We start from the raw sequence: 21,883 nt of genomic DNA, 5'->3' as shown, positions 1-21,883 counted from the left end.
CCTAAGGATCTACCCCGTAATGAATAGTAAACGTGCAATATTAGTCATCGTCATCGCTGCGCTCATCGCCAGTTTTTTTGTCTTTGACCTGAATCAATACCTCACACTTGAGAGCCTTAAAAGCAATCAGCAAGATCTTGCTCAATATATTGAAGCGAACTGGTTAGTCGCATTTGTTGGCTACTTAGTAATTTATGCTGCAGCCACAGCCTTAAGTGTACCAGGAGCTGCTATTCTCACGTTAGGCGCGGGGGCATTATTCGGCTTCGGCTGGGGGTTATTATTAGCCTCTTTCGCTTCAAGCATTGGCGCAACGTTAGCCTTTTTAGCTTCGCGTTTCTTATTGCGGGATTGGGTAAAAAGCACCTTTTCTAAAAAGCTTGAGTCTATTGATAAAGGCATCGAAAAAGACGGTGCATTTTATCTACTGAGCTTACGTTTAGTGCCTATCTTCCCGTTTTTTATCATCAACCTAGTGATGGGTGTTACTGGTATAAAGACTTGGACTTACTACTGGGTTAGCCAATTAGGTATGTTGATTGGCACCGCCGTGTACGTCAACGCCGGTACCCAATTAGTAGAAATTAATCAATTATCAGACATTATCTCAACGGATCTGATCCTGTCGTTTGTACTGTTAGGCATATTCCCGATTTTGGCTAAGTTCATCCTTAGCGCTTTGCAACAACGCCGTGTTTACAAAGGCTGGAAAAAGCCAAAGAAATTTGACCGTAACCTAGTGGTTATTGGTGCTGGTTCGGCTGGTTTAGTGACGGCGTATATCGCCGCGGCAATTAAATCTAAAGTGACCTTGGTTGAGCGCCATAAAATGGGTGGCGACTGTTTGAACACGGGCTGTGTGCCTTCTAAAAGTATATTGCATGCCAGTAAGCTAGCACACATTCATCACACCTCGCAAAACGCAGGTGTCACTTATGATGCACCAAAAATTGATTTCAAAGCGGTAATGAACAAGGTTCACAGCGTGATTAAATCAATCGAGCCACACGATTCTGTTGAGCGTTACGAATCGCTAGGGGTAAACGTGGCAATCGGTAACGCCACTATTGTGTCCCCTTGGCAGGTTGATATTCAAACTGAAAATGGTATTGAATCACTGACCACACGCAACATTGTTATTGCCACAGGCGCCCGTGCATTTGTACCAGATATTCCCGGCTTAAAAGATATCGATTATTTAACCGCTGATAACCTCTGGGAAATTACTGAACAACCTAAACGCATGATAGTGTTGGGCGGCGGCCCAATTGGCTGCGAATTGTCTCAAGCCTTTGGTCGTTTAGGTACCCATGTCACGCAAATCGAACGTGGCGATCAGGTACTGAGCAAAGAAGACCCAGATGCAGCGAAGCATTTACAAACACAGCTAGAAAAAGACGGTATCGATTTACGTTTGAATACCAGCGCCATGGCCGTTGAAACTACCAGCGAAGGCAACGTGTTAGTGGTTGAGTTTGAAGGTACAGAAGAACGTATTCCGTTTGATAAAATATTAGTTGCTGTGGGTCGTCAAGCGAACCTGACAGGCTTCGGTTTAGAAAAACTTGGTATTGAGACTGATCGTACTGTTGTCACTAATGACTTTTTACAAACCAAGTACCCGAATATATTGGCGGCGGGCGATGTTGCAGGCCCTTATCAGTTTACTCACACCGCGAGCCATCAAGCATGGTACGCTGCGGTCAATGCGCTATTCAGACCGTTCAAAATATTCAAGGTGGATTACAGTGTTATCCCTTGGGCGACGTTTGCTGAGCCAGAAATTGCCACCGTTGGTTTAAATGAAATGTCCGCTAAACAACAGGGCATCGAGGTAGAGGTCACCCGTTACGATATTGGCGGCCTTGACCGAGCATTGGCTGATGACCACGCCCGTGGTTTTGTTAAAGTACTAACAAGACCAGGTAAAGATAAAATACTCGGTGCCACCATAGTCGGCGCCAATGCGGGAGAATTATTGGCTGAGTTCGTTTTAGCCATGAAACACGGCCTGGGATTGAACAAAATATTGGGCACTATTCATATTTATCCAACGATGGCTGAAGCGAACAAAAACGCGGCAGGTAATTGGAAGAAAGATCACGCACCACAAAAAGTGTTGGCTTTCCTTGAGCGTTTCCACACGTGGCGTCGTAAGTAGGCCAGCGGTTCCCTAGAAGTCATTTATAAAACAATAGGCGTGCTGCATTTATTCGCGTACGCCTACATTTGAAATTAATTCAACGGAGAAGTGTATGCATACTCCATTCAATCAAGTTAAACGTTTGGTTCGATATACCCTAACGACAGGTAGTTTGCTACTTTCCTTATTTTCAATGGTGTTACACGCCGCTGATTTTGATCACAGTTATAATAATTTTGATCAGCTACTGAGCGAAGTAGTGCAGATGTCTGATGATAAAAAGCAAACCCGAGTCAACTACCAGCAATTGTCAGTTAAAAAAGATACGCTACAAACCTCACTAAGCGCATTTTCTGATGTTAGTAAAAGCCAATACGACGAATGGGATAAACAGCAGCAGCTTAGTTTTCTCATCAATGCTTACAATGGCTTTACACTGAAGCTGATCATAGATAACTGGGATGAATTTAAACAAGGCAATGCTAAATCAATCCGTGATTTGGGTAGTTTGTTCACAACCCCTTGGGAAAAGAAATTTTTCACGCTGTTTAGTGAAAAACACAACCTAGATGATATTGAACACGAAATGGTGCGTAAATGGTTCAAAGAGCCACGTATTCATGCAGCCCTTGTTTGTGCTGCGGTGTCGTGCCCACCACTGCGGGATGAGGCATTTGTATCGTCTAAGTTAACAGCACAATTAGATAGCCAAATGCAGCTTTTTTTAGCAGACAATAGCCGCAATGAGATAAAGACAAATGGCCAAAAAGGCGAAGCGTCACTGTCTTCTATTTTTAAATGGTATCGTGGCGATTTCGAAAAGGGTGACGAGGGTTTCAACTCGTTATTTGATTTGCTCAGTGTTTACAGCGATGCATTAGTCGAGGGTGATGACAGTGCCCAAGCTCAGCGTAATATAATTAAAAGCGCTGACTACCCTATTACGTTCAAGGATTATGACTGGCGTTTAAATGATGTGGCTAACTTCTAAACTGACTCGCTTTTTTACACTTGTTAAAGTACTAGTTCGGAGCAACTTGGTACTGCTATTGGCAGCGCTATGTGTTCCATCAGTGGCTATCGGAAATGACGCGTTAAACGACCTTAATGATAGTCAAGCTAGCCAGCTCGAAAGCACCAAACAATGGCAGCAAACCTTGGCCACTGCCCGCGGCGAAACCGTGTACTTTTATGCTTGGGGCGGTTCAAAACCAGTTAACGACTATTTACGCTGGGCGGCCCGGGAAATTGCCAGTCGCTATAAGGTACGTTTGCGCCATGTAAAAGTAGCCGATATCAGCGAAGCAGTTAGCAGGTTAAAAGCAGAAGATGGCAGCAAAAGTGCTATCGATTTACTTTGGGTAAACGGTGAAAACTTTAGTTATCTGAAAGAACAAAAACTATTACTCGGGGGGCTTACTTCAGTCATCCCTAATAGTACGCTATTGGCGACTGAAGAGCTTTCGTTGCGCAACGACTTTGGTGTCCCCATGGATGGCTTCGAAATACCTTGGGGCGTTGGGCAATTCAACATTATTGCTAATGAAAACGTCTTTGCTCAAATGAGCATTACCCCAGCTGATATCCTTAGCGCAGCGAAGAAACAGCCCGGTCGCATGAGTTATCCGCGCCCGCCCGAATTTCATGGCACGACTTTTTTGAAACAGCTTTTAGTGGCGCTTAGTCATAACGATGAACGTTTGTTCGAGCTTGCTACACCTGAAGCGCAGCAACAGCTGCTACCTACATTATGGAATTACCTCGACAAGCTGCACCCTTTGCTATGGCAAAAGGGCAGCGCATTTCCTAGTTCAAATACCGAGCAACTTGCGCTTTTTCAACAAAATCAACAGGCAATGACGGTCAGTTTCAATCCCAACCAAATAAGCAAAGAGCAAGATGAAAAACGCATTCCTCAATCTGCAAAACGTGTGTACTTTGAGGGCGGTGCTATTACTAACAGCCATAACCTTGCCATTCCTAAAGGGGCGCAAAGTCCAGCTGGCGCGAAAGTGGTGATCCATTTTTTATTGAGCGAGTTAGCTCAAGAGCGCAAGCTTAATGGCAGTTGGGGGGACCCCGCGGTCATAACGCCATTACTGGATGAAGTCTCAACATTACCCGCTCAGCAAGAGTTACACAGCTCTTGGCAACAAATGATTGAAGATACATGGCAACAAAGATACGGCGCTTAACCCTTGCTACTGGCTGGCTGCTTGTTACATTTGTCGCAGGGCTGCCGGTTTTTGGTGTAGTGCTGGGCTTATGGCTCTCACCACCAATTTCATGGGAGCAAGTGAGCGTATTTTTTACTTATAACGGCCTCCTGTCATCAGTTCTAAGTTCTCTGCTGCTTTCATTACTCGCGCCGATCATTGCGCTGTATGTGGCATTCACCGTATACAGTCAGTATCGTTTTAACCCCCGCTGGCAAGCCTTAGAGCAGCGACTTGCTCCTTTACTGTCATTACCTCATTTAGCGGTAGCTTTAGGCATAGTCTACCTCTTTAGTTCAGGTGGCATGGTGTGGAGCGTACTTTGGGAGCTCTTTGGGAGCACACCACCTGAGTGGTTTGGCCTTGGGCGTAAAAGTTTGTTGAGCATGTTAATTGCTATCAGCATAAAAGAAGTGCCCTTCTTTTTATTTATATTCAGCGCACTGGGTCGCCAGTTGGCGATTAAAGATTGGCTACTGCAAGGTCGAGCACTTGGCTACAGTGAAAGTGCTAGTTGGTGGTTGTTGGTTTTCCCTACTGTGTTGAAGCAGTCTCGCTTGGCCTTACTCGCAGCGATGGCTTTCACCTTATCAGTACTCGACATTAGCCTTCTGATCGGCCCCAACATTCCTGAGCTCTACGCGGTCGTGTTATATAACTGGCAAACTGGCTTCACCGCAGATGAGCAAGCAATGGCCTTTCTGGGCAATCTGCTTTTATTGACCATGCTTGGCGTATTAGTCGCGGCTATTTATACTCATGAATGGTTCGCTATAAAGCGAATTCGTACTCTTGCCGTTATGGCCAATCCATTGAAAATCACCCGCCTTGCTCGAATATTCACGGCCTGGTTGGGGCTCTTTAGTCTATTAACCTTAGCGATATTACTTACCTTCTTACTGTGGTCATTAGGCTGGAATACGCAAAGCCCTTTTAGCGCAGCGAGTTGGTCTACCACGTTATGGCAAGATGAATGGTTTTTCATGCAAACGCCATTACTGAACAGCTTAAACATTGCCTTTTTTAGCAGCGTTCTGGGGGTCGCAATAACCTTAATCGCCTTAGAGCTACAACGACAAAGCAAACGCTATTTACCCGATTATGTGTGGTTACTGGCAATACTGTTACCGCAGCTAAGCATGGTGTACGGCTGGCAAATCGCCCACACTGACATGAGCGCGAGTTACAGTACGGCTTGGATAGTCCTCTCGCATTTGCCTTTCACCTTTGCTTACAGTTACTTAGTGCTTCGCGGGCCGTTTCAAAGTCTGGATAGGCATTATGAGTTGGTTGCTGCCAGTTTTGGCTATTCCTATTGGCAACGTTGGTGGCAAGTACGTTTTATGTTGCTTCGCCCCGCTCTGCTAAGCGCATTGGCCATCGCGTTTTCGGTCAGTGTAGCGCAATACATTCCCACCCTAATGTTGGGTGCAGGGCGAGTCTCTACCATCACCACTGAGGCAGTTGCGATTGCATCGGGTAACGAGCAGAGCATCACTGCAGTCTATATGTTAGTGCAAGCTGCACTGCCATTTATTGCCTTTTTCATCGCCAGTGTGCTGGCTCAACGTCTTCGAGGAAGTTTCGATGCTGCGCATCAATAATTGCCAAATAAACACCGTTAGTGGGCAGATTTCCTTGCCCGATATAACACTCGAACAAGGTGAATTACTGGTACTTACCGGCCCAAGCGGTATGGGCAAGTCGACATTTTTGCACTGGGTGTTAGGTGATGAGATTGAGCACGCCTCAATCAGCGGTGACATCATATTGAACGAAAAGCCGCTCAACGACCTGAACGTCGAGCAGCGTGGTATCGGTTTATTAATGCAAGACGTGCATCTTTTTCCGCATTTGAATGTGTTAGACAATATCTGCTTTGCACTGCCCGCTCTTTCTAAAAACCAGCAAGGTAAAAAACAGAATAAACAGCAGCGCCGTGAAACGGCAACGAATATGCTCGAGAAGATTGAGCTGGGTTATGTTGCGGGCCATTTCGCTAATCAGCTCAGTGGCGGCGAACGCTCTCGCGTAGGCTTGGTGCGCGCACTGGCGAATCAACCTCAAGCTTTATTGATGGATGAGCCATTTGCTGCCCTTGACCCAAACACGAGTGCCAAGGTAAGTCAGTGGGCATTTGAGCAACTGCAGCAGCAAGGTGTCCCTAGTATTATGGTGAGTCATGATATCGACAACATTCCCGCTCACGCTCAACATATAGATTTAGGGGCCTATTTTCATAGCACGTCCAGCGCATCGCACGCTAAGCGTAACTAATAACGTATACTCAACTCTATGGGTCTGCCCTCTAGCGACCCATAAACATAAGGTAAACCATGCTAGACCCTATTTTAAATAAACTGTTGAAAAAGCCTTTGTGCAGTGCGGCCAAACAGTTAATTAAACGTGGAGCGACCGCCGATTCAGTGACAGTCGCCGGCTTTGTCATTGGCATGCTCGCAGTGCCGGCCATTATTTATGGTCAATACGTATTGGCGTTGTGCTTAATCTTACTAAATCGCCTAGGCGACGGGTTAGACGGCGCAATAGCTAGAGAAACTTCGCCTTCGGACGCTGGAGGCTTTTTAGATATCACCTTAGATTTCATATTCTATTCAGCCATCGTTTTCGCTTTTGTCTGCGCCAACCCAATGGACAACGCCATAGCAGGCAGCTTTTTGATGCTGTCATTTATGGGCACAGGTGGCAGCTTTTTGGCCTTTGCTATTATGGCCAGCAAACATGGTATCGATAGCCCTAATTACCCGCAAAAAAGCTTGCATTATATGGGGGGGTTAGCAGAAGGCTTTGAAACTATTTTAGTGCTGTGTTTGTTTTGTTTATTCCCGAATCAATTTGTATTGATAGCATCGGTGTTTGCGGTAATCTGCTGGCTTACTGCCATTATCCGAATTTGGGTGGGCTATCACACTTTAGTAGCCACCAAAGACAGCTAACTCTTTGTTAGCCGAGCACTTTATTAGCCGATCTCTTTGTTAGCCGAGCACCTTAGTAGCCGAGCACTTTTCAACTGCGTTCATTTTTAGGAGAGCCATTTTTAGGTGGCATCTGCTTGGGTATTTGTCGAAATGGCATCAGTAGTACGGTACTTATGCCCGTATTGTTATTTTCTTTGTTGTACTCTTTTAAGCCAAGCGTTAAACCGTCGTCACCGGCTTTGGCTTCATGGGTGTAGCTATGAAAAAGCCGATCCCATATGGATAAGCAAAATCCAAAGTTGCTATCGGTTTCCGTTACCACCTGGCTGTGATGAATACGATGCATGGCTTGGGTGACAATCACTTTACGCAAAGGCGTTTCTAACCAATTAGGCAGCTTTATATTGCTGTGATTAAAAACAGCACTGGCATTAAGTACAATCTCAAAAATTAAAATAGCCATGACCGGCACACCCAATAAGAATATACCAAGCCCTTTTACCCCTAGACTCAAGGCGATTTCGATGGGGTGAAAACGTAAGCCTGTTGATGCATCAAGATGGGGATCAGCATGATGCACACGGTGCAAACGCCATAACAGTGGCACTCGATGGAAAACGCGATGCTGCCAGTAAATTAGGCAATCAAGAGCGATAACCGCTAAGGCAACAGCCGCCCATTCAGGCACCGGCAGTCTATTCAGCACGCCGAATTGCTGCTCATCTGCAAAAATTGCCACAACGGCAAGTCCTGCGGGAACCAATAACCTGCCAGTAAGCGCGCCACACAGAACTAAAAAAAAGTTACTCGACCAACGTTTGTAACGCGCCACGGGTGAAACACGATTTGGCATTACCGCTTCCCAAATCATCATGAGGGCCAACACTAAGATAAAACTGCCCATTCGCAACCAGACTTCATTTTGCATACTTATCCACATTAATATTTATTAGAAAGTTAATTCCAAAAACTGTTACTGATAGTATTAGGTTGTTCATATATCATCAGTCTATAAATTCACGTTACTATAATAACAACGGAGAACACTCTATGAAGACCTTGGTTAGCTTAGTTAGCTTCCTGGCTATTTTGCTTGTCGCCCTGCCTGGCCCTCTTTACAAATTTGGTATACTCGAGTTGGGCACTGCTTTTGCTGCCTTACGCTTCGGTGTATACGCTGGGATCGCCGCGTTAGTTTTGATCTTGTTCCAGATTATTTTTATGCGTAAAAATATTAGCTGGGCAGGTGTTGCCGTATCAGCTGTTTTGGCATTGGTTGCCGTTGGTTTACCGATGAGTATGATGAGCAAAGCTAAATCAGTACCGCCGATCCATGATATTTCAACTGACTTAGTCAATCCTCCTAAATTTGTGGCTATCGTTGCCCTGCGCGCTGATGCACCTAACCCTGTGGAATATGCGGGCGAAGAAATCGCTAAGCAACAACGTGAAGCTTATCCTGAATTGATCACTCAGAAATATACTCAAGATACAGAACAAGTATTTGATGCAACTGAAGCAGCCATCAAGGACTTAGGTTGGGAGCTGGTCAATTCAGATAAATCATTAGGCATCGTTGAAGCAACTGACACCACAGGATGGTTTGGTTTTAAAGACGATGTAGTTGTACGTATTCGTACCACAGGTGAAGAGAGCTTCCTTGATGTCCGCAGCAAGTCTCGTGTGGGTATGAGCGATTTAGGTAAAAATGCCGAGCGTATTCACACTTTAATCGATGCCATAAACAGCAAGCTTTAATCTTTACCCTATCATCTGCAGATGCATAACGATGCAAGATGATAAACAAACACCCAGTGATGTGTTTTCATCGCTGGGCGTTTTTATATTTTAACAATATCTCGAAGTAGTTTAGTTACCAAGTAAACCTTTCATCACATTATTCAAAATTTGCTTTTGCGCTTCTGTGGCATTCTGGCACTCTTCGGTTTTCACCTCTTCACCTTTCATTAGTTTCTCAGTGCACTCGGCGAGTACTTCGCTTAACAGCTCAGGATCATCAACCAAATCTTCGACTGACGGCGTACCACAAGCGGCTAAGCCAAAGACTAAAGGCAGTATCAACATATATTTTTTCATTTTTCTTCCTTAAATTCCCGATGAATAAAACACTGTACGTTCGGGTTTAACGCCAGCGTGGGTTCTCAACTAATTGAAAAATCGAGCGTTACATATCCCTTAACAATTTCTCACGTTTAGATACTAAAAAAACATCTCAAAAATTACAACTTTTTCTATTGAAAATCAGCTGGTTAACATCATGTATAAGGCGCAGGACAGAAGTAGTTCTTATTGTCTGATTAGGTGTCTCTAATCCACTACTTTTGTTGCTCACTCAGTTTATTTTTTATTAAGGAATTTCAATGAAAGTTTCAAAAATTGCTTTATTAGCAGCGACCGTTATTTCCGTTCCTACTGCTTACGCAGCTTCTCCTGACTTCAACTATGTGGAAGGCGGTTATTCAAAAATCGATGTAGACAACAGCGACTATGAGCCAGATGGTTTTAAAGTTTCAGGTTCTGCACTGGTAGGTAAGAATGTTTTTGTTAATGGGTCCTACACGGACACATCCGATGAAATCAACAATAGTGATATTGATTTTAACCAGCTGAGCCTAGGTATTGGTTATCGCATGGCAGCATCAAGCAATACAGATGTATACGGTGTGGTCAGTTATGAGGAAGCTGAACTCGAAGATTATGATGAAAATGGCTACGGCCTAACAGCGGGTATACGCTCTCGTGTGACACCTAACATAGAACTTGATGGCGGCGTGTCGTATCTCGATTTGGACGATGACGACGATACCTATTTAAACTTGGCAGCAAGTTATTACTTTACGCCTGCGGCTGCCGTAAGCGTGTCTTATCGCACCTCTGATGACAACGATATTATGGGCGTCTCTGCACGTTACTCGTTCTAGTTAGAGCGATTTTTACCACAACACAGCGACTAGATCCTCTGTCGCTGTGTTGATTTGTTTTGAACCAGCAGGATCCGTTAAAAGATACTTAGAAATTCTCTAGCACATAATCAGGCAATTCGTCTTCTGATGGCAGCGGCATGGGTACACCCTTATCATCAATTGCGACAAATTTAAATTGTCCTTGGGTGACCTTCTCTCGCAATCCAATTCTATCGCGCCTTACCCAAGCCTCAACATTGATAACCATAGATGTGCGCCCTAGTTTCACAACGCGGGTATACAAACCTAGAATATCCCCCACGTGTACAGGGCGGATAAAGCTCATACTCTCTACTGACACAGTGACAACTCGTCCTTGAGCACGCTGACCCGCACATATGCCTGCGGCAATGTCCATTTGTGATAATACCCAGCCGCCAAAAATATCCCCAGCAGCGTTCGTGTCAGCCGGCATAGCGAGAGTTCGTGTGGTGAGTTTACCGAGATGTTCTTCTTGCGTTTCTTCTTGCATTTCGCTGCCTGTATCAAGATTCAATGGGGGTTTTAGCCAGATTGTAGCATTAAATTAATGTTCAATTTGATACCAAAGGGCTGGATTTTTTAACGGTGTTCGCTCAGGTAATAAAGGGTTGGGTAAATCAATCACATTTCGTTCAGACAAATTAGACTTATCAATTAACCATTGATTATGTTTCTCAAACATCAGGTCAAAGGAGCCATCTTCTAACGCTATTTGCAAGCCACGCTCTATGTCTGCAGCAAGCTCCTTATTATTAGCATTGACGAAATAGTAAACCGCAGCGGGATAGCGCAACAATAGGTGCTTCTCTACTGCGAGGTTGTATTGCGGCCTAAACTCTATTTCATTCCAAATTTCGATAATCGAACGCGGGAAAAAATCGAATCGCTCGCTGTCTAACATCATAAACAAGCGCTCATACATAGATGACGACATTACGTCGATCTTGCTGTTGGTTAAAATATAGGAGTCAGGCCAATCGTGCCCTTGGCCAGCAGTATATGCTTGCAAACCCGCTAAATTACTAACCTGATCAAAGTGACTTTGGGCGCTGGCGTGAATTAAAAATAGGCGCCAACCAATTAAACCTTTATAGAGGGGGATCCGAATGGGCGTGTATGTCTCTTCTCGGTCTTTGCTGGTCATGGTCCACACAATATCAGGCGCATTTTGAGTGCCTAACATACGTAGTGCTCTGCTTTGATTCATTAGCCCTTTGCTTGGTTTCAACTTATAGGGTTTGTTGAGTTTACTTATCGCTAATGCTAATAAACGTACGGGATAAATAGGCCGATGGTCATCAACCGACAGAGGCTTAGGGTACAAAATGGTTGTCACCGGCTCAGCAAATGCAGAAACGCTAAAAGTCAGTGAAAAAACACCCATCACCACAAATGCATATTCCCTAAGGATCCCCGGCAGCGATAAAAATCTATCGATATGATGACGCTTGCCTAAGTATTTTAGGCTGTGAGTAAAAAGCATTCTATTCTTCGTTCCATCTAAATATGCAGCACGCTTGACTAAATATAGTGCCAAAAAACAGAATGAATAGTAAACATAACAAAGTAAAACTTTGTGAAAATTCTGTTATGTCATATTCAATTTCCAGTAAATTTTAAAAGCCAAGGGCAATCGCTGCTGAAAGAGATCGAGCAACACCTAAATGAGCAAAAATTGTAGTTGATGGTTGTGGATATGAGGGATATGGGAAATACATAAGTAGAAGTGACACAAGCCCACTCTGATTTCACTCATAGTCTTGATAATAGCCTTTTACGGGGGAGAGCCCTCAGCTAGTAGAGAGCCTTCAGCTAGTAGAGAGCCTTCAGCCGATAAAGAGCCTCCGCGAGTAAAAAGCCCACAGCAAATTAACGAAAAAACCAGCGCTTTAATAAGGGCTGATTTAGTCATCACCATGAAATAACGCTAATGTTGACTGGCGATCATCTAGCAACGATTGGCCTGACCATTTTAAAAAGTGGGGCACCAGTCAAGCACACCTTTTTTAAAGCTTTCTCGCTCTTGTAAACGACTCGCCCACGCTTGAACAGCAGGAAAGCGCGAAAAGTCATAGTCTGCCCCCGCCAAGGTGAAATGCATTGGCACCCAGGTAATATCTGCTAAGGTAAATTGCTCTCCTACCAACCAATCGCGATTTTGCAAAATGCCATCCGCTAGTTTAAAGAAATGATCTAACATCGCCACTGCTTCATTTGCTTGTTCAGCCGTAAAACCTTTATCAGTATTTTTATGAAAGGCGATGAGTTCCTCATTAGTTTGCAATTTTTCATAAGCGTCTTTCTGCTCATCTGTTTGCTTCATTTTGCCCTGCATCTTATGAAAATAGATGAAGGTTTTAACCGCCTTCACATGAATTTCCACCGCAGATTTCATCCACCAATACATGCTTTCTAGCTCCTCTGCCGCGACAGGATGAAGCGGCGTCTCTGGAAATGTTTGGTCGATATAATCAATAATATCGTCAGACTCAATAATCACCACACCATCATGCACTAAGGTCGGTACAACACCGTTTGGATTAATACCAAAATACTCTGGGGTAATATGTTCCTTTTTAGTGATGTCTAAATGATGACTCGTCCAAGGCAACTTCTTTTCTTCGAGGGTCATACGCACCCGCATCGCACAATTCGATAAAGCTGAGTGATAAAGATGTAGACCTTTATGCTCGAGTACCGCTTTATTAGTTGGAGTAACTATTCCCATGGGACACCTCAATAATTGATCGTGATTTCCGTACTGCGCGAAAGCAGTATCAGTTGATGTCAGGCACTATAATTTAACTCTATAAAGATGATAATATAGCGAAATAGATACACTTTATTCACAATTTGGAAACAATGATGAATGAACTTGAATGTATGCGTACATTTGTAAAAGTGGCGGAAGTAGGCAGTTTTACTGAAGCTGCGCGGCAAATGAATTGTGCCAAATCTGCAATCACTAAACGTATTAATCAACTCGAAGCGCAATTAGAATTACAATTATTTCAGCGCTCGACCCGGCAATTATCCATCACTGAAGGGGGAAATGTATTCTATCAACGTAGCATTCACATACTGGCGGATTTGGCGCAGGCCAAAGCCGATGTGAGCACCCAAGAATGGAGCTTAAGCGGCACGTTAAGCGTAAGTTGTGTCTCTTCTTTTACCCAAGCCTATTTAGCCGATGACCTTTGTGATTTCCGCCAACAACACCCTGATTTGCGTATCGATTTAAGCCAACATGACCGTTACTGTGACCCAGTACAAGAAGGGTTTGATTTGAGTATTCAAACTGACATGCCCCACAGCGGCGTGCTTGAGAAAGTTGATATAGCGCCAGTAAGAAGGCTTATTGTCGCCTCACCTGATTACATTGAAAGGCATGGCGTACCCAGCACACCCAAAGCTTTACAGCAGCATATTCTGGCTCACAATCGCTATATTCACCCGGATTTTGTGATGCACTTTGAGGGCCGTCAAGGCGATGAATCTATCCCTTTCACTCCAGTCATATCCTCAAATACGATCACCCTGCTACGCTCTGCGGTCATGAAGGGGGAATGCTTGGCCATGATGCCGCTGTTTTATATCGAAAATGAAATTCAGTCAGGAGGCTTTGTTCCCGTTCTTACCGACTACCGCATCAAAAAAACGACCTTATGTGCGTTTTATCGAAAATCTTCATTTGTGCCGATGAAAGCGCGCATCTTCTTAAATTTTTTGAGACAAAAATACAACGAACCCGCACCATGGGAACAAAGACTACTGCAACAAAAACCTGAGCTAGCTTATGCACTAGGCGTCAATCTTACTCGTGATGTTGATTAGCCAAGGTATCTTCCTGCTCGATTAAGCATTCTTTCGGCGTTCTTACATTTTTGTCTGAAATAATCACTCCAGTGCTGGCTGCGAAGGTGTCCCAACGGCTGACCATCTCTTGCAATTTTTTAGGGTTTTCGAGCGCTACGTCATGAGTTTCACCTGAATCTTCATCAAGGTTAAACAATTGCCACTTTCCCCGCCCGAAAGGCGCTGGCAGTCTAACTAGCTTCCACTGATTATACTGTAGCCCTTGCCTGCCGTGCACACTGAACCCGTATACTTCGTCTTTATGCACAAAGTCTTGTTCGCCGTGTAAATAAGGTAAAATCGATTTTCCAACAACAGGCAATATTTTTCGACCTTTATATTCTGTTCCGGGTAATTCAGCACCTGCTATGTCTAAAAATGTCGGTAGTAAATCCATCACTGATGCGAACTCAGTTAATGTCTGGGCCTTCTCATGCGCTTGAGAATTCGGAAGATGAATAATGGCAGGTACGCGAATACCGCCTTCAGTCACCATGCCTTTGTGTAGACTAAAAGGGGTATTACTGACCTGAGCCCACGCTCCGCCATAAGAAACAAAAGAATTGGCAGCGCCGATATTCTGCATACTGTTATCGAACGTTTCCTGTACGTACTTTGCTTCCTCTGCTAGGCCTCTTTCAGGGCGGGCGTCAGCGCCATTATCAGAGATGAAAACAATCAAGGTATTATCATACTGCCCTATATCTTTTAAATGCTGGACCACCCTACCGATGTTTTCATCTAGCGCATCCACCATACCTGCGTAAATTTCCATCATACGGGCTTGTTTCGCTTGTTCTTCAGGCGACAGTTGCTGCCACTGCGGATAGCAGCCGCTGCCTGCACTATGCGTAGCGTGCTCATGAATAAGACCCAAATCCGCTAACTTTGTTAGCCTCGTTGCTTTGATTTGCTCATAACCACCTGAATACTTGCCCTTGTATTTATCGCTGTATTTCTTATCTACCTGCAATGGCCAGTGGGGCGCGGTGTATGCAAGATAACCAAAAAAGGGTTGGTCTTTCGTTTTGATGACAGAATCGATATATTGAATCGCTTTATCGCTGTAAAAGCGTGTGGAGTAAAAGTTTTCAGGTAATGTCACCGGTTTACCATTTTCCCGATAAGGCGTTTTAGCCATAAAGGGAAACAAGCCTCGATCAGAGTAATGATCACCAGCCCCCGGCAACATAGCGAACGAATCATCAAAGCCGTGACTATCAGGCCCTTGACCATCTAACATCCCGAGGTGCCATTTACCGGCCATAAACGTGCGATAACCAGCATCTTTAAGTAGCGCTGGTAAGGGGGCGACGCGATCGTTCAAGTAACCTTCGTAGCCAGGCTTGTCTCGCTGATTATCGGCGACCCACTCAGCCATAGCGCCTAAGCCAGCCAAGTGGTTATAGGTACCAGACATCAGCATTGAGCGCGTAGGCGAGCAGGTAGGTGCAACGTGGAAGTTGGTTAATTTGCTGCCACCATCACTCGCCAATTCATCTAGATTTGGGGTCGCTATTTCCCCCCCAAAGCTTCCAATATCCGAGTACCCCAAATCGTCCGCTACAATCAACAAAATATTTGGTTTGTTTTCGCTCACCTGATTTAGTACTTGTGCCTTATATTCATTACAAAAACCAGCCGTTGAGCAAGCTGCAGCGGTTAGTACAAGAGCCTTAAGCAACTTAGTGGCAGCAGAACGCGTTAAAGTGGAGCTATTCACAAATAATTACCTCGTAATAGATAGCAGGTTAGCCCGCCGTAAATGTTGCAATTATGTAAACAGTACGCTGTTCGGCACTTTTGGCAATACAGTTGTTTCGTAATGCAAAACAGAAATACTAAATAGAAGATAAGATAAGGATAAGTACTCATTTGAATGAGTGACTCATTGTTTTTGAAGTGCTTTTTCGTTTGCTTTAGTACATACAGGATATAAAAATAGCAATGAGAGCACCAGCAAACAGCCAGCTGTTATCCCTACACTGAGCAAGCCGAAAGCATTTACCACTGTGCTAATAGTGAGTGGCCCTAGACCAGATCCAATTGAGATAGCCCCAGGACCTAAAGCTGCCAGCCTACCGGTATCATCGAGCTGCCCCAACACGCCGAACTGCAGCGGCTCAATAAACATAATAAGCGGTGTAAATAAGGCTACAGCCAAGAGGTAAACAACTGTAGTCTGCGCAAGTGAAAGCATTATAGCTAACCCTGCAATCAGGGCGTAGGCGGGCAACAATAAGACCAAATTGTCTTTGCAGCGGCCCATTAACCAAATCAACATAAATGGCGCAACAATGGCTAAGCACCACCCCCACCCTAAGGATGTTGCGACCACATCTAAAGCTGCTCCATGCCAATATCCCAAACGCTCTATGAACGTTTGCGTACCCGACAATGCCACACCAAAGAATATAAGCGCAATGAATGCATGCCCCCCCGATCGCGTGAATGGCGTGGCGCGCACGGAAGAAGATGCCTGCCTAGCGTGCAGAGTAAAATCAGGCAAGCCAAAGTAAATGAAGGCTAGCGCCAGCACGTCCACCACAACAAACAAAGCAAACACCCCAGCATGACCGAACAGTGGGACCACCAGCGCCCCCACGAAAAGGAAAACCACGGCAAAAGTGGCAAGCGTGGCGTTATACAAAGCAAAGGTTTTTTCTGTTCTACGACTTAAAGCTGCACATGCGCCAGCGGCCGCTAACAAATGGCCTTGAGCAAATCCTGAAGCTCCCCGAAGCACGATAAGCTCTGTGAAGGAAGACGAGATTAGGGTGGCAGCATTAAGCAACAATTCGCAGGCAATCGCTGCCAGTACGATCCGCCGACAACTGGTTCGCGACCCTATAATGGTAAAAGAAAACGCCCCTAGGGCAGTTGTGGTGAGTTGAGCTGAGGCAACACTGCCTAGTGAAAGCGCCTGCACTGAAAAATCGTTCACAAACGCCCCCATCACTAAGGGCATCATGGGCAAGAAGAACAAGCCCGCAACATGACAAGATATCATCGCAGCCAGCGCCCCTCGTGATGAAAAGGCAGCTACATCGGCAATATGCCTAGTGGTCATAATTTATGTCCACTCAGTTTCTTTGCATAGGGTCAAATCGAAATGACGCGCTGGGTAAGCTTTTTAACTCTGTTGAAATCCCGTTTGCTGTGCGTTTTAAGCTCTTCACTGCTTCAGCTTCTTTCTCTGGTGTCATACGTGTTGCAGGCATCACCATACATACGGCGGCAACAGGTTTGCTTAAACGGTCGAAAACTGGCACCCCAATAGCGTAAATACCGAGGTGTAATTCTTGGTTATCAGTGGCATAGCCTTGGCGATTAAACGCCTCTAAGCGCTTAAGCAATTCACTTTTTGAGGTCAACGTATTTTCGGTCAAGGCTTCAAATTCATAATCGAGCATTTTGATGACTTGCTCACAATGCATAAAAGATAAGATGGCTTTCGCGCCTGCTGGAGCATGCAGTGGCAATATTTCAGCTTGAGCCATAGACACCCTTAAAGGATCTCTGCTTTCAGCAAAATAACAGGCTATCGTGCCTGTTCCACTCCACACTTCAAGGGAAATAGACTCATTGGTGCTGTCTCGTAACCTATCAATATAGGGGGATGAAACCTCGACGAAATGTTGAATAGACTGACTTACCCGCGATACGCCAAGTCGGTACGCTAAAGGCCCTAGGGAATACTTTCTGCTCTCGTCATTATGAGCAAACAGACCGTATTCCACCAAGGTCGATAAAATCCGCGATGTCGTGGCTTTATGAAACCCCGTTAGCTTACTAATCTCCCCAGTACTCAACTCATGATTGGTGTTGGTAAAGGTTATGAGGATCTCTAACGACTTCTCGATGGCATTTAATTTATCTTTCTTAATGCTCTTTTTCACTTGTCGACTCTGTACATGTGCTGCCTGCGCAGGTTTGAGAGGGTGTCGCTTGTGGTGGTCTAAACTTAATGCCTTGGGGAGCAATATCACACGCCGTATTAGCAAACACGACCATCATGACTACAAGCGCTCGATTCACTTGTCTAATGTACCTACGAAATGGATAAATGTGCATTAAAAAATTCCTTATGATTAGCCCCAGGATGTGGTGGGTAGCATCGCCTTGTCTGGCGTTAACGTAATGGCATCCACCGGGCAACTTAAGCGACACAAATGACAAATTTGGCAATCTTGCTGGTAAGCAATAAATGCCTGACCCGATTCAGGATTCATCCTGATCACATCAGTTGGGCACGCTTGCACGCATTTTTCACAACCTATACAGCCATGTATTTTTTCAATTGGCATAACATCACACCTCTTTTGTATTGTTTTACGGTTAATGTATTTATTTATCGTTCGCTATTATCAGAGCGTAAACTGTGGATTATTCGTTAGAAAATCTATTTCCCCTGGGAACTCCCGAGGATAGTTTTCCCGGTAGGTTTTGCTCTTGTCCGGCTTCCACGACTCAGGCAACATGTGCTTGCCCATCAACATTCCATCTTTTTGTTTTTGTACCGTCACCCAGCAATGCCACTCGTTATCATTCCTAGCCGGAAAATCTTCTCGAAAGTGCGTACCACGGCTTTCCTCTCTAAATAAACCAGAGCGCAATTTCATTTCCGCATTCAACAACATACTTTTGACCTCGTGCGCCATACGCAGTTCGTGGCCATCTCTGGCAATCATTTTGGGTATACATTGGGTACGTAAAAATTCGATTGAAGCCAACGCGCCATCTAACCTACGCGGTTCTTTGATATACAAAATGTGTATCGGGGTCATGGTATTTTGCAATGTCGCAGTTATCCACTCTGGGCTGTAGCCTTGCTCGACATTCCGCGGAGCCCACATTTCAGCCAACTTGGCTTCGATTTGTTGCTGGCTGATTTTCGGACGTGTCGCCACAGACTTTACGTATTTCACTGCATTTCTGGCAGCAATACGCCCTTGAATAGCAGAGCCGTAAGATGAAAACCCTCTCCCTGGATATAACGAACCGCACAACATTGAACCCAAAGCATCACCAGCAGCATATAAACCTTCAACCCCATCTGCCGCTCCGCTGTAATCGGAACAAAACACCCCTTCACTTTTATGTACGCCCATGCCTGCGGTAGCCCCGCCAACTCGGTGACCAAAGCCCGCATCTTCGCCTGCACCTTCAGGTGGCCCGCCCAAATCTAAGATCAAATCTGGCTGCGTTAAATAGCCTTTTCCTAAATATTTGCGGTTGTCTTTTACCATCGGCGACTCGGGTCTTTCCTCGCCTTTCGGTGGAGGTGGCTCGCCACCTGGTCCCATACCTAGTTGGCGATTTACCCCATTTTGATAGACGCCTAACGCATTCCCCAAGGTCAAGCCCCCGTCCAGCTTATCTGGGGGGCCTACCATTACGTACGCACCTTTAACACTTTGTGCCCAGCGCCAGCCTTCATAGGCAGCAGCAGGTGCGAAAGCAAATGTAGGGTGTGTATCGTTGTACTCTTTACCGACTATTTTGGCCCCAACATTAAATGCGAGAGCATCACCATCAAACGTTTGCCCCCAAATAGGGAAACCCGGGCTTTTATACGAGCCCGCCCCTGTGCATAACAGAACTGCGTCAGCCCTTAGCACTACAGCTTTGGACGGTTCAGCTGTGTCGTCGTAAGTGAAACCTACAGCACCACACACTTTGCCGCTATCGTCTTGCAGTAGGCTAGTTATCATGGTGCGCTCTACAAGTGATACGCCTGCATCTTCCAATTCCTGACGAAACACTACTGAGCCACGCTCAAATGGGCGCGTGTTGTGAGCCCCCATTTCATGCAAAGTGTTGAATATGTCCAAGGACTCGTCCATGAATATGTCCAACCATTTGCGGTCGTTAACATATTCGGTGTTCATGGCCATGTTTTGTTGCCATTCTTCTCTGTCATAAATGTCAGGGTCGAAGGGACGACTGTCAGATGCCCATGGTGACATGCCTGACCAGCCCACCACGCCTTTGTCGACCATCACAACACTTAGCCCTTGTTTGCGTGCTTCTAGCGCGGCAAAGGTGCCAGCAAAACCGCTGCCTATCACTATCAAGTCAGCTTTGTGTACCGGCTCACTTGCAGAGGCTTCAACTCTCGCGCCAGTATTGACAATAAATGGCGCAGCTAAAGCGGCAGCGGTATATGCCCCAGCTCTTAATACATCACGTCGTGTGACACCTTCTTTGATTTTTTCCGGTGCACTTTCATTTTGATTGACGCTTTTGTTGTCATTTCTATTGTCGTTAATATCTTTTTCATCAGTCATGAGATAGACCTTCTACTTTTCGCTATGCATTAAACACTAAGGTGTTTTCGGTATCTGTTGTCGTTTATCAGAAACCAAGTTGTTCGTACAAAATTCGCGATTGCGGGATATCAAGCTGCTGCAACGTCGTCTCAACGGCTTTGACCATGGGCTGGGGGCCGCAAATGTAATAATCCCAATTTTGGGTGTTGTAACCCTCTCCGCTCGCTTCGATGACGCTTTGATTGATAAAGCCTTTGTGCCCTTGAAACCCAATAGGAGGGAAATCGTCAGGCGTATCATTAAGTACTAAGGTGGTGACTAGATTCATGTTTTTTGCCATGTCGATAAGCTCATCCAAAAACATCATTTGCGCCATATTACGATTACCGTAAATCAAGCGAATAGGTCGGGTATCAGCACGGTTTTTAAGGTCTCGTAATATACCAATGATGGGGCCAATGCCGGCGCCACCGGCAAGCAACACTATGCCTTGGGCATTTCTGGCGTTTAGGGTAAATACGCCATGGGGACCGTCCACCCATACACGCTGACCTGTCTGTAATTTGCCTAATTGCTTGGTGTAGTCACCTAGATTTCGAATGACGAAGCTTAGTTCAGGTAACGAGCGAGGACTTGATGCGATTGAAAACGGATGTTCATTACGCTTAAACGCACTGCCTGAGGTGTTTATCCATACAAACTGGCCTGCATCAAACTCAAATTGAAAGTCCGCGTCTTTTTTAATGGTTAGATACCAATCGTCAGCACTGCCTTTATGGCAATCAACAACTGTGAATGGTCTTTTTGATACTGAACGAGGGCGAATAAAGTAAACGTAAGCCACTACACTGACCGCGACGGCGCAAAGGGCAATCCACAACACATCAAACCATAGATTGTACCTGCCGTGGCGCCCAACGGTGACTGCGTGATGGGTTGCCAAAATAATCACTGCTACAAACCCTACGCTATGGGTATAGCGCCACGCCTCGTAAGACAAGCCGATTTTGTTCTTTTTGATTGCCATTAGCACTAACACAATCAGCAGTGACCAAGCGTATACCCCCGTTGCTGACTCAGCACTGGTGAACATGATCCATAAATTATCTAGAGCAAAAGACGGCGCAACAATAAAGCGCGGCAAGCCAATCAGAAAAGGATGCAAGAAAAACAAAATGGCGAGGTATTCCCCTGCCTTGTTATGTACCCGCATAGAGTTATCTACGCCAATACGGCTATTGATGGCATCCACTCGACCATTAAGGAGGGTAAATTGGCACAACATCATGGCCATACCGCTGATACTCAGTAAGGTAACTAGTTCTTCATACCAACCACGGATCTGTAGCCCTTCAATATATGACAGCGCCCAAGGAGCAAGAATTAACATGATGTAAATCGTCACCAGTGAATAAAAACTCATCGGGGAGCGTTTGATTGCAGGTAGCTGCCCTACATCTCTTGTTAAAAGTTTGTTGTTCATTGAGATACC

20 protein-coding genes are annotated in these 21,883 nt (G+C 45.2%); 9 read left to right on the top strand and 11 right to left on the bottom strand.

Annotated elements, in window-relative coordinates:
- Positions 1 to 19: 19 nt before the first annotated feature.
- The 6 genes from GMES_RS13635 (at position 20) to GMES_RS13610 (ending at position 7,316) form a co-directional block, all read left to right on the top strand.
- Complete coding sequence (locus GMES_RS13635) at positions 20 to 2,161, top strand: dihydrolipoyl dehydrogenase family protein (RefSeq protein ID WP_006993298.1); 2,142 nt, start codon at positions 20 to 22, stop codon at positions 2,159 to 2,161.
- Between the two features lie 94 nt (positions 2,162 to 2,255).
- Positions 2,256 to 3,134, top strand: a complete 879-nt coding sequence (locus tag GMES_RS13630) for a DUF547 domain-containing protein (RefSeq protein ID WP_006993297.1) — start codon at positions 2,256 to 2,258, stop codon at positions 3,132 to 3,134.
- Positions 3,118 to 4,338: an ABC transporter substrate-binding protein gene (locus tag GMES_RS13625; protein WP_407636009.1), complete on the top strand. Its 1,221-nt coding sequence runs from the start codon at positions 3,118 to 3,120 to the stop codon at positions 4,336 to 4,338. Before GMES_RS13630 ends, GMES_RS13625 begins: the two co-directional genes overlap by 17 nt.
- Entirely contained in the window at positions 4,314 to 5,963 is a 1,650-nt protein-coding gene (locus GMES_RS13620) for an ABC transporter permease family protein (RefSeq protein WP_052013422.1), read from the top strand. Before GMES_RS13625 ends, GMES_RS13620 begins: the two co-directional genes overlap by 25 nt.
- A complete protein-coding gene (locus GMES_RS13615) occupies positions 5,947 to 6,636 on the top strand; it encodes an ABC transporter ATP-binding protein (protein WP_006993294.1) in 690 nt (229 codons plus the stop codon). Before GMES_RS13620 ends, GMES_RS13615 begins: the two co-directional genes overlap by 17 nt.
- Positions 6,637 to 6,695: 59 nt before the next feature.
- Entirely contained in the window at positions 6,696 to 7,316 is a 621-nt protein-coding gene (locus tag GMES_RS13610; RefSeq protein ID WP_006993293.1) for a CDP-alcohol phosphatidyltransferase family protein, read from the top strand.
- A gap of 70 nt (positions 7,317 to 7,386) precedes the next feature.
- On the opposite strand, the gene GMES_RS13605 is transcribed toward GMES_RS13610, so the two are convergent.
- A complete protein-coding gene (locus GMES_RS13605; protein WP_006993292.1) occupies positions 7,387 to 8,226 on the bottom strand; it encodes a sterol desaturase family protein in 840 nt (279 codons plus the stop codon).
- 122 nt (positions 8,227 to 8,348) lie between these two features.
- Between GMES_RS13605 and GMES_RS13600 the strand changes: the two genes are divergently transcribed.
- On the top strand, positions 8,349 to 9,056 hold the full coding sequence (locus GMES_RS13600; protein WP_006993291.1) for a DUF1499 domain-containing protein: 708 nt from the start codon (positions 8,349 to 8,351) through the stop codon (positions 9,054 to 9,056).
- A gap of 111 nt (positions 9,057 to 9,167) precedes the next feature.
- On the opposite strand, the gene GMES_RS13595 is transcribed toward GMES_RS13600, so the two are convergent.
- A complete protein-coding gene (locus GMES_RS13595) occupies positions 9,168 to 9,395 on the bottom strand; it encodes an EexN family lipoprotein (RefSeq protein ID WP_006993290.1) in 228 nt (75 codons plus the stop codon).
- Positions 9,396 to 9,679: 284 nt separating this feature from the next.
- On the opposite strand from GMES_RS13595, the gene GMES_RS13590 reads away from it, so the two are divergent.
- Positions 9,680 to 10,240 carry a porin family protein gene (locus GMES_RS13590; protein ID WP_006993289.1) on the top strand — a complete coding sequence of 187 codons (561 nt, stop codon included), beginning with the start codon at positions 9,680 to 9,682 and terminating at the stop codon, positions 10,238 to 10,240.
- Positions 10,241 to 10,328: 88 nt separating this feature from the next.
- On the opposite strand, the gene GMES_RS13585 is transcribed toward GMES_RS13590, so the two are convergent.
- From GMES_RS13585 to GMES_RS13575, 3 genes are all read right to left on the bottom strand, one after another.
- On the bottom strand, positions 10,329 to 10,754 hold the full coding sequence (locus GMES_RS13585; RefSeq protein WP_006993288.1) for an acyl-CoA thioesterase: 426 nt from the start codon (positions 10,752 to 10,754) through the stop codon (positions 10,329 to 10,331).
- A 54-nt stretch (positions 10,755 to 10,808) separates the two neighbouring features.
- Positions 10,809 to 11,747 carry a transporter substrate-binding domain-containing protein gene (locus GMES_RS13580; RefSeq protein WP_006993287.1) on the bottom strand — a complete coding sequence of 313 codons (939 nt, stop codon included), beginning with the start codon at positions 11,745 to 11,747 and terminating at the stop codon, positions 10,809 to 10,811.
- Between the two features lie 489 nt (positions 11,748 to 12,236).
- Positions 12,237 to 12,992 (bottom strand): glutathione S-transferase family protein, encoded by a 756-nt coding sequence (locus GMES_RS13575; RefSeq protein ID WP_039987450.1) that lies wholly within the window; start codon positions 12,990 to 12,992, stop codon positions 12,237 to 12,239.
- Between the two features lie 134 nt (positions 12,993 to 13,126).
- Between GMES_RS13575 and GMES_RS13570 the strand changes: the two genes are divergently transcribed.
- Positions 13,127 to 14,098 carry a LysR family transcriptional regulator gene (locus GMES_RS13570; protein WP_226990300.1) on the top strand — a complete coding sequence of 324 codons (972 nt, stop codon included), beginning with the start codon at positions 13,127 to 13,129 and terminating at the stop codon, positions 14,096 to 14,098.
- On the opposite strand, the gene GMES_RS13565 is transcribed toward GMES_RS13570, so the two are convergent.
- From GMES_RS13565 to GMES_RS13535, 6 genes are all read right to left on the bottom strand, one after another.
- On the bottom strand, positions 14,079 to 15,842 hold the full coding sequence (locus GMES_RS13565; protein WP_006993283.1) for an arylsulfatase: 1,764 nt from the start codon (positions 15,840 to 15,842) through the stop codon (positions 14,079 to 14,081). The genes GMES_RS13570 and GMES_RS13565 overlap by 20 nt on opposite strands.
- Before the next feature lie 165 nt (positions 15,843 to 16,007).
- Positions 16,008 to 17,189, bottom strand: a complete 1,182-nt coding sequence (locus GMES_RS13560) for an MFS transporter (RefSeq protein WP_006993282.1) — start codon at positions 17,187 to 17,189, stop codon at positions 16,008 to 16,010.
- 13 nt (positions 17,190 to 17,202) lie between these two features.
- The gene (locus GMES_RS13555; protein WP_006993281.1) at positions 17,203 to 18,018 is read right to left on the bottom strand and encodes an IclR family transcriptional regulator; all 816 of its coding nucleotides are present in this window, start codon (positions 18,016 to 18,018) and stop codon (positions 17,203 to 17,205) included.
- Between the two features lie 192 nt (positions 18,019 to 18,210).
- The gene (locus GMES_RS13545; RefSeq protein ID WP_006993280.1) at positions 18,211 to 18,426 is read right to left on the bottom strand and encodes a 4Fe-4S dicluster domain-containing protein; all 216 of its coding nucleotides are present in this window, start codon (positions 18,424 to 18,426) and stop codon (positions 18,211 to 18,213) included.
- Between the two features lie 60 nt (positions 18,427 to 18,486).
- Positions 18,487 to 20,409 (bottom strand): FAD-dependent oxidoreductase, encoded by a 1,923-nt coding sequence (locus tag GMES_RS13540; protein ID WP_006993279.1) that lies wholly within the window; start codon positions 20,407 to 20,409, stop codon positions 18,487 to 18,489.
- Between the two features lie 67 nt (positions 20,410 to 20,476).
- Positions 20,477 to 21,874 (bottom strand): ferredoxin reductase family protein, encoded by a 1,398-nt coding sequence (locus GMES_RS13535; RefSeq protein WP_006993278.1) that lies wholly within the window; start codon positions 21,872 to 21,874, stop codon positions 20,477 to 20,479.
- Positions 21,875 to 21,883 lie beyond the last annotated feature (9 nt).

Source organism: Paraglaciecola mesophila KMM 241, assembly GCF_000315015.1.
Lineage (GTDB): Bacteria > Pseudomonadota > Gammaproteobacteria > Enterobacterales > Alteromonadaceae > Paraglaciecola > Paraglaciecola mesophila.
This window is presented reverse-complemented; position numbering and strand designations above follow the sequence as displayed.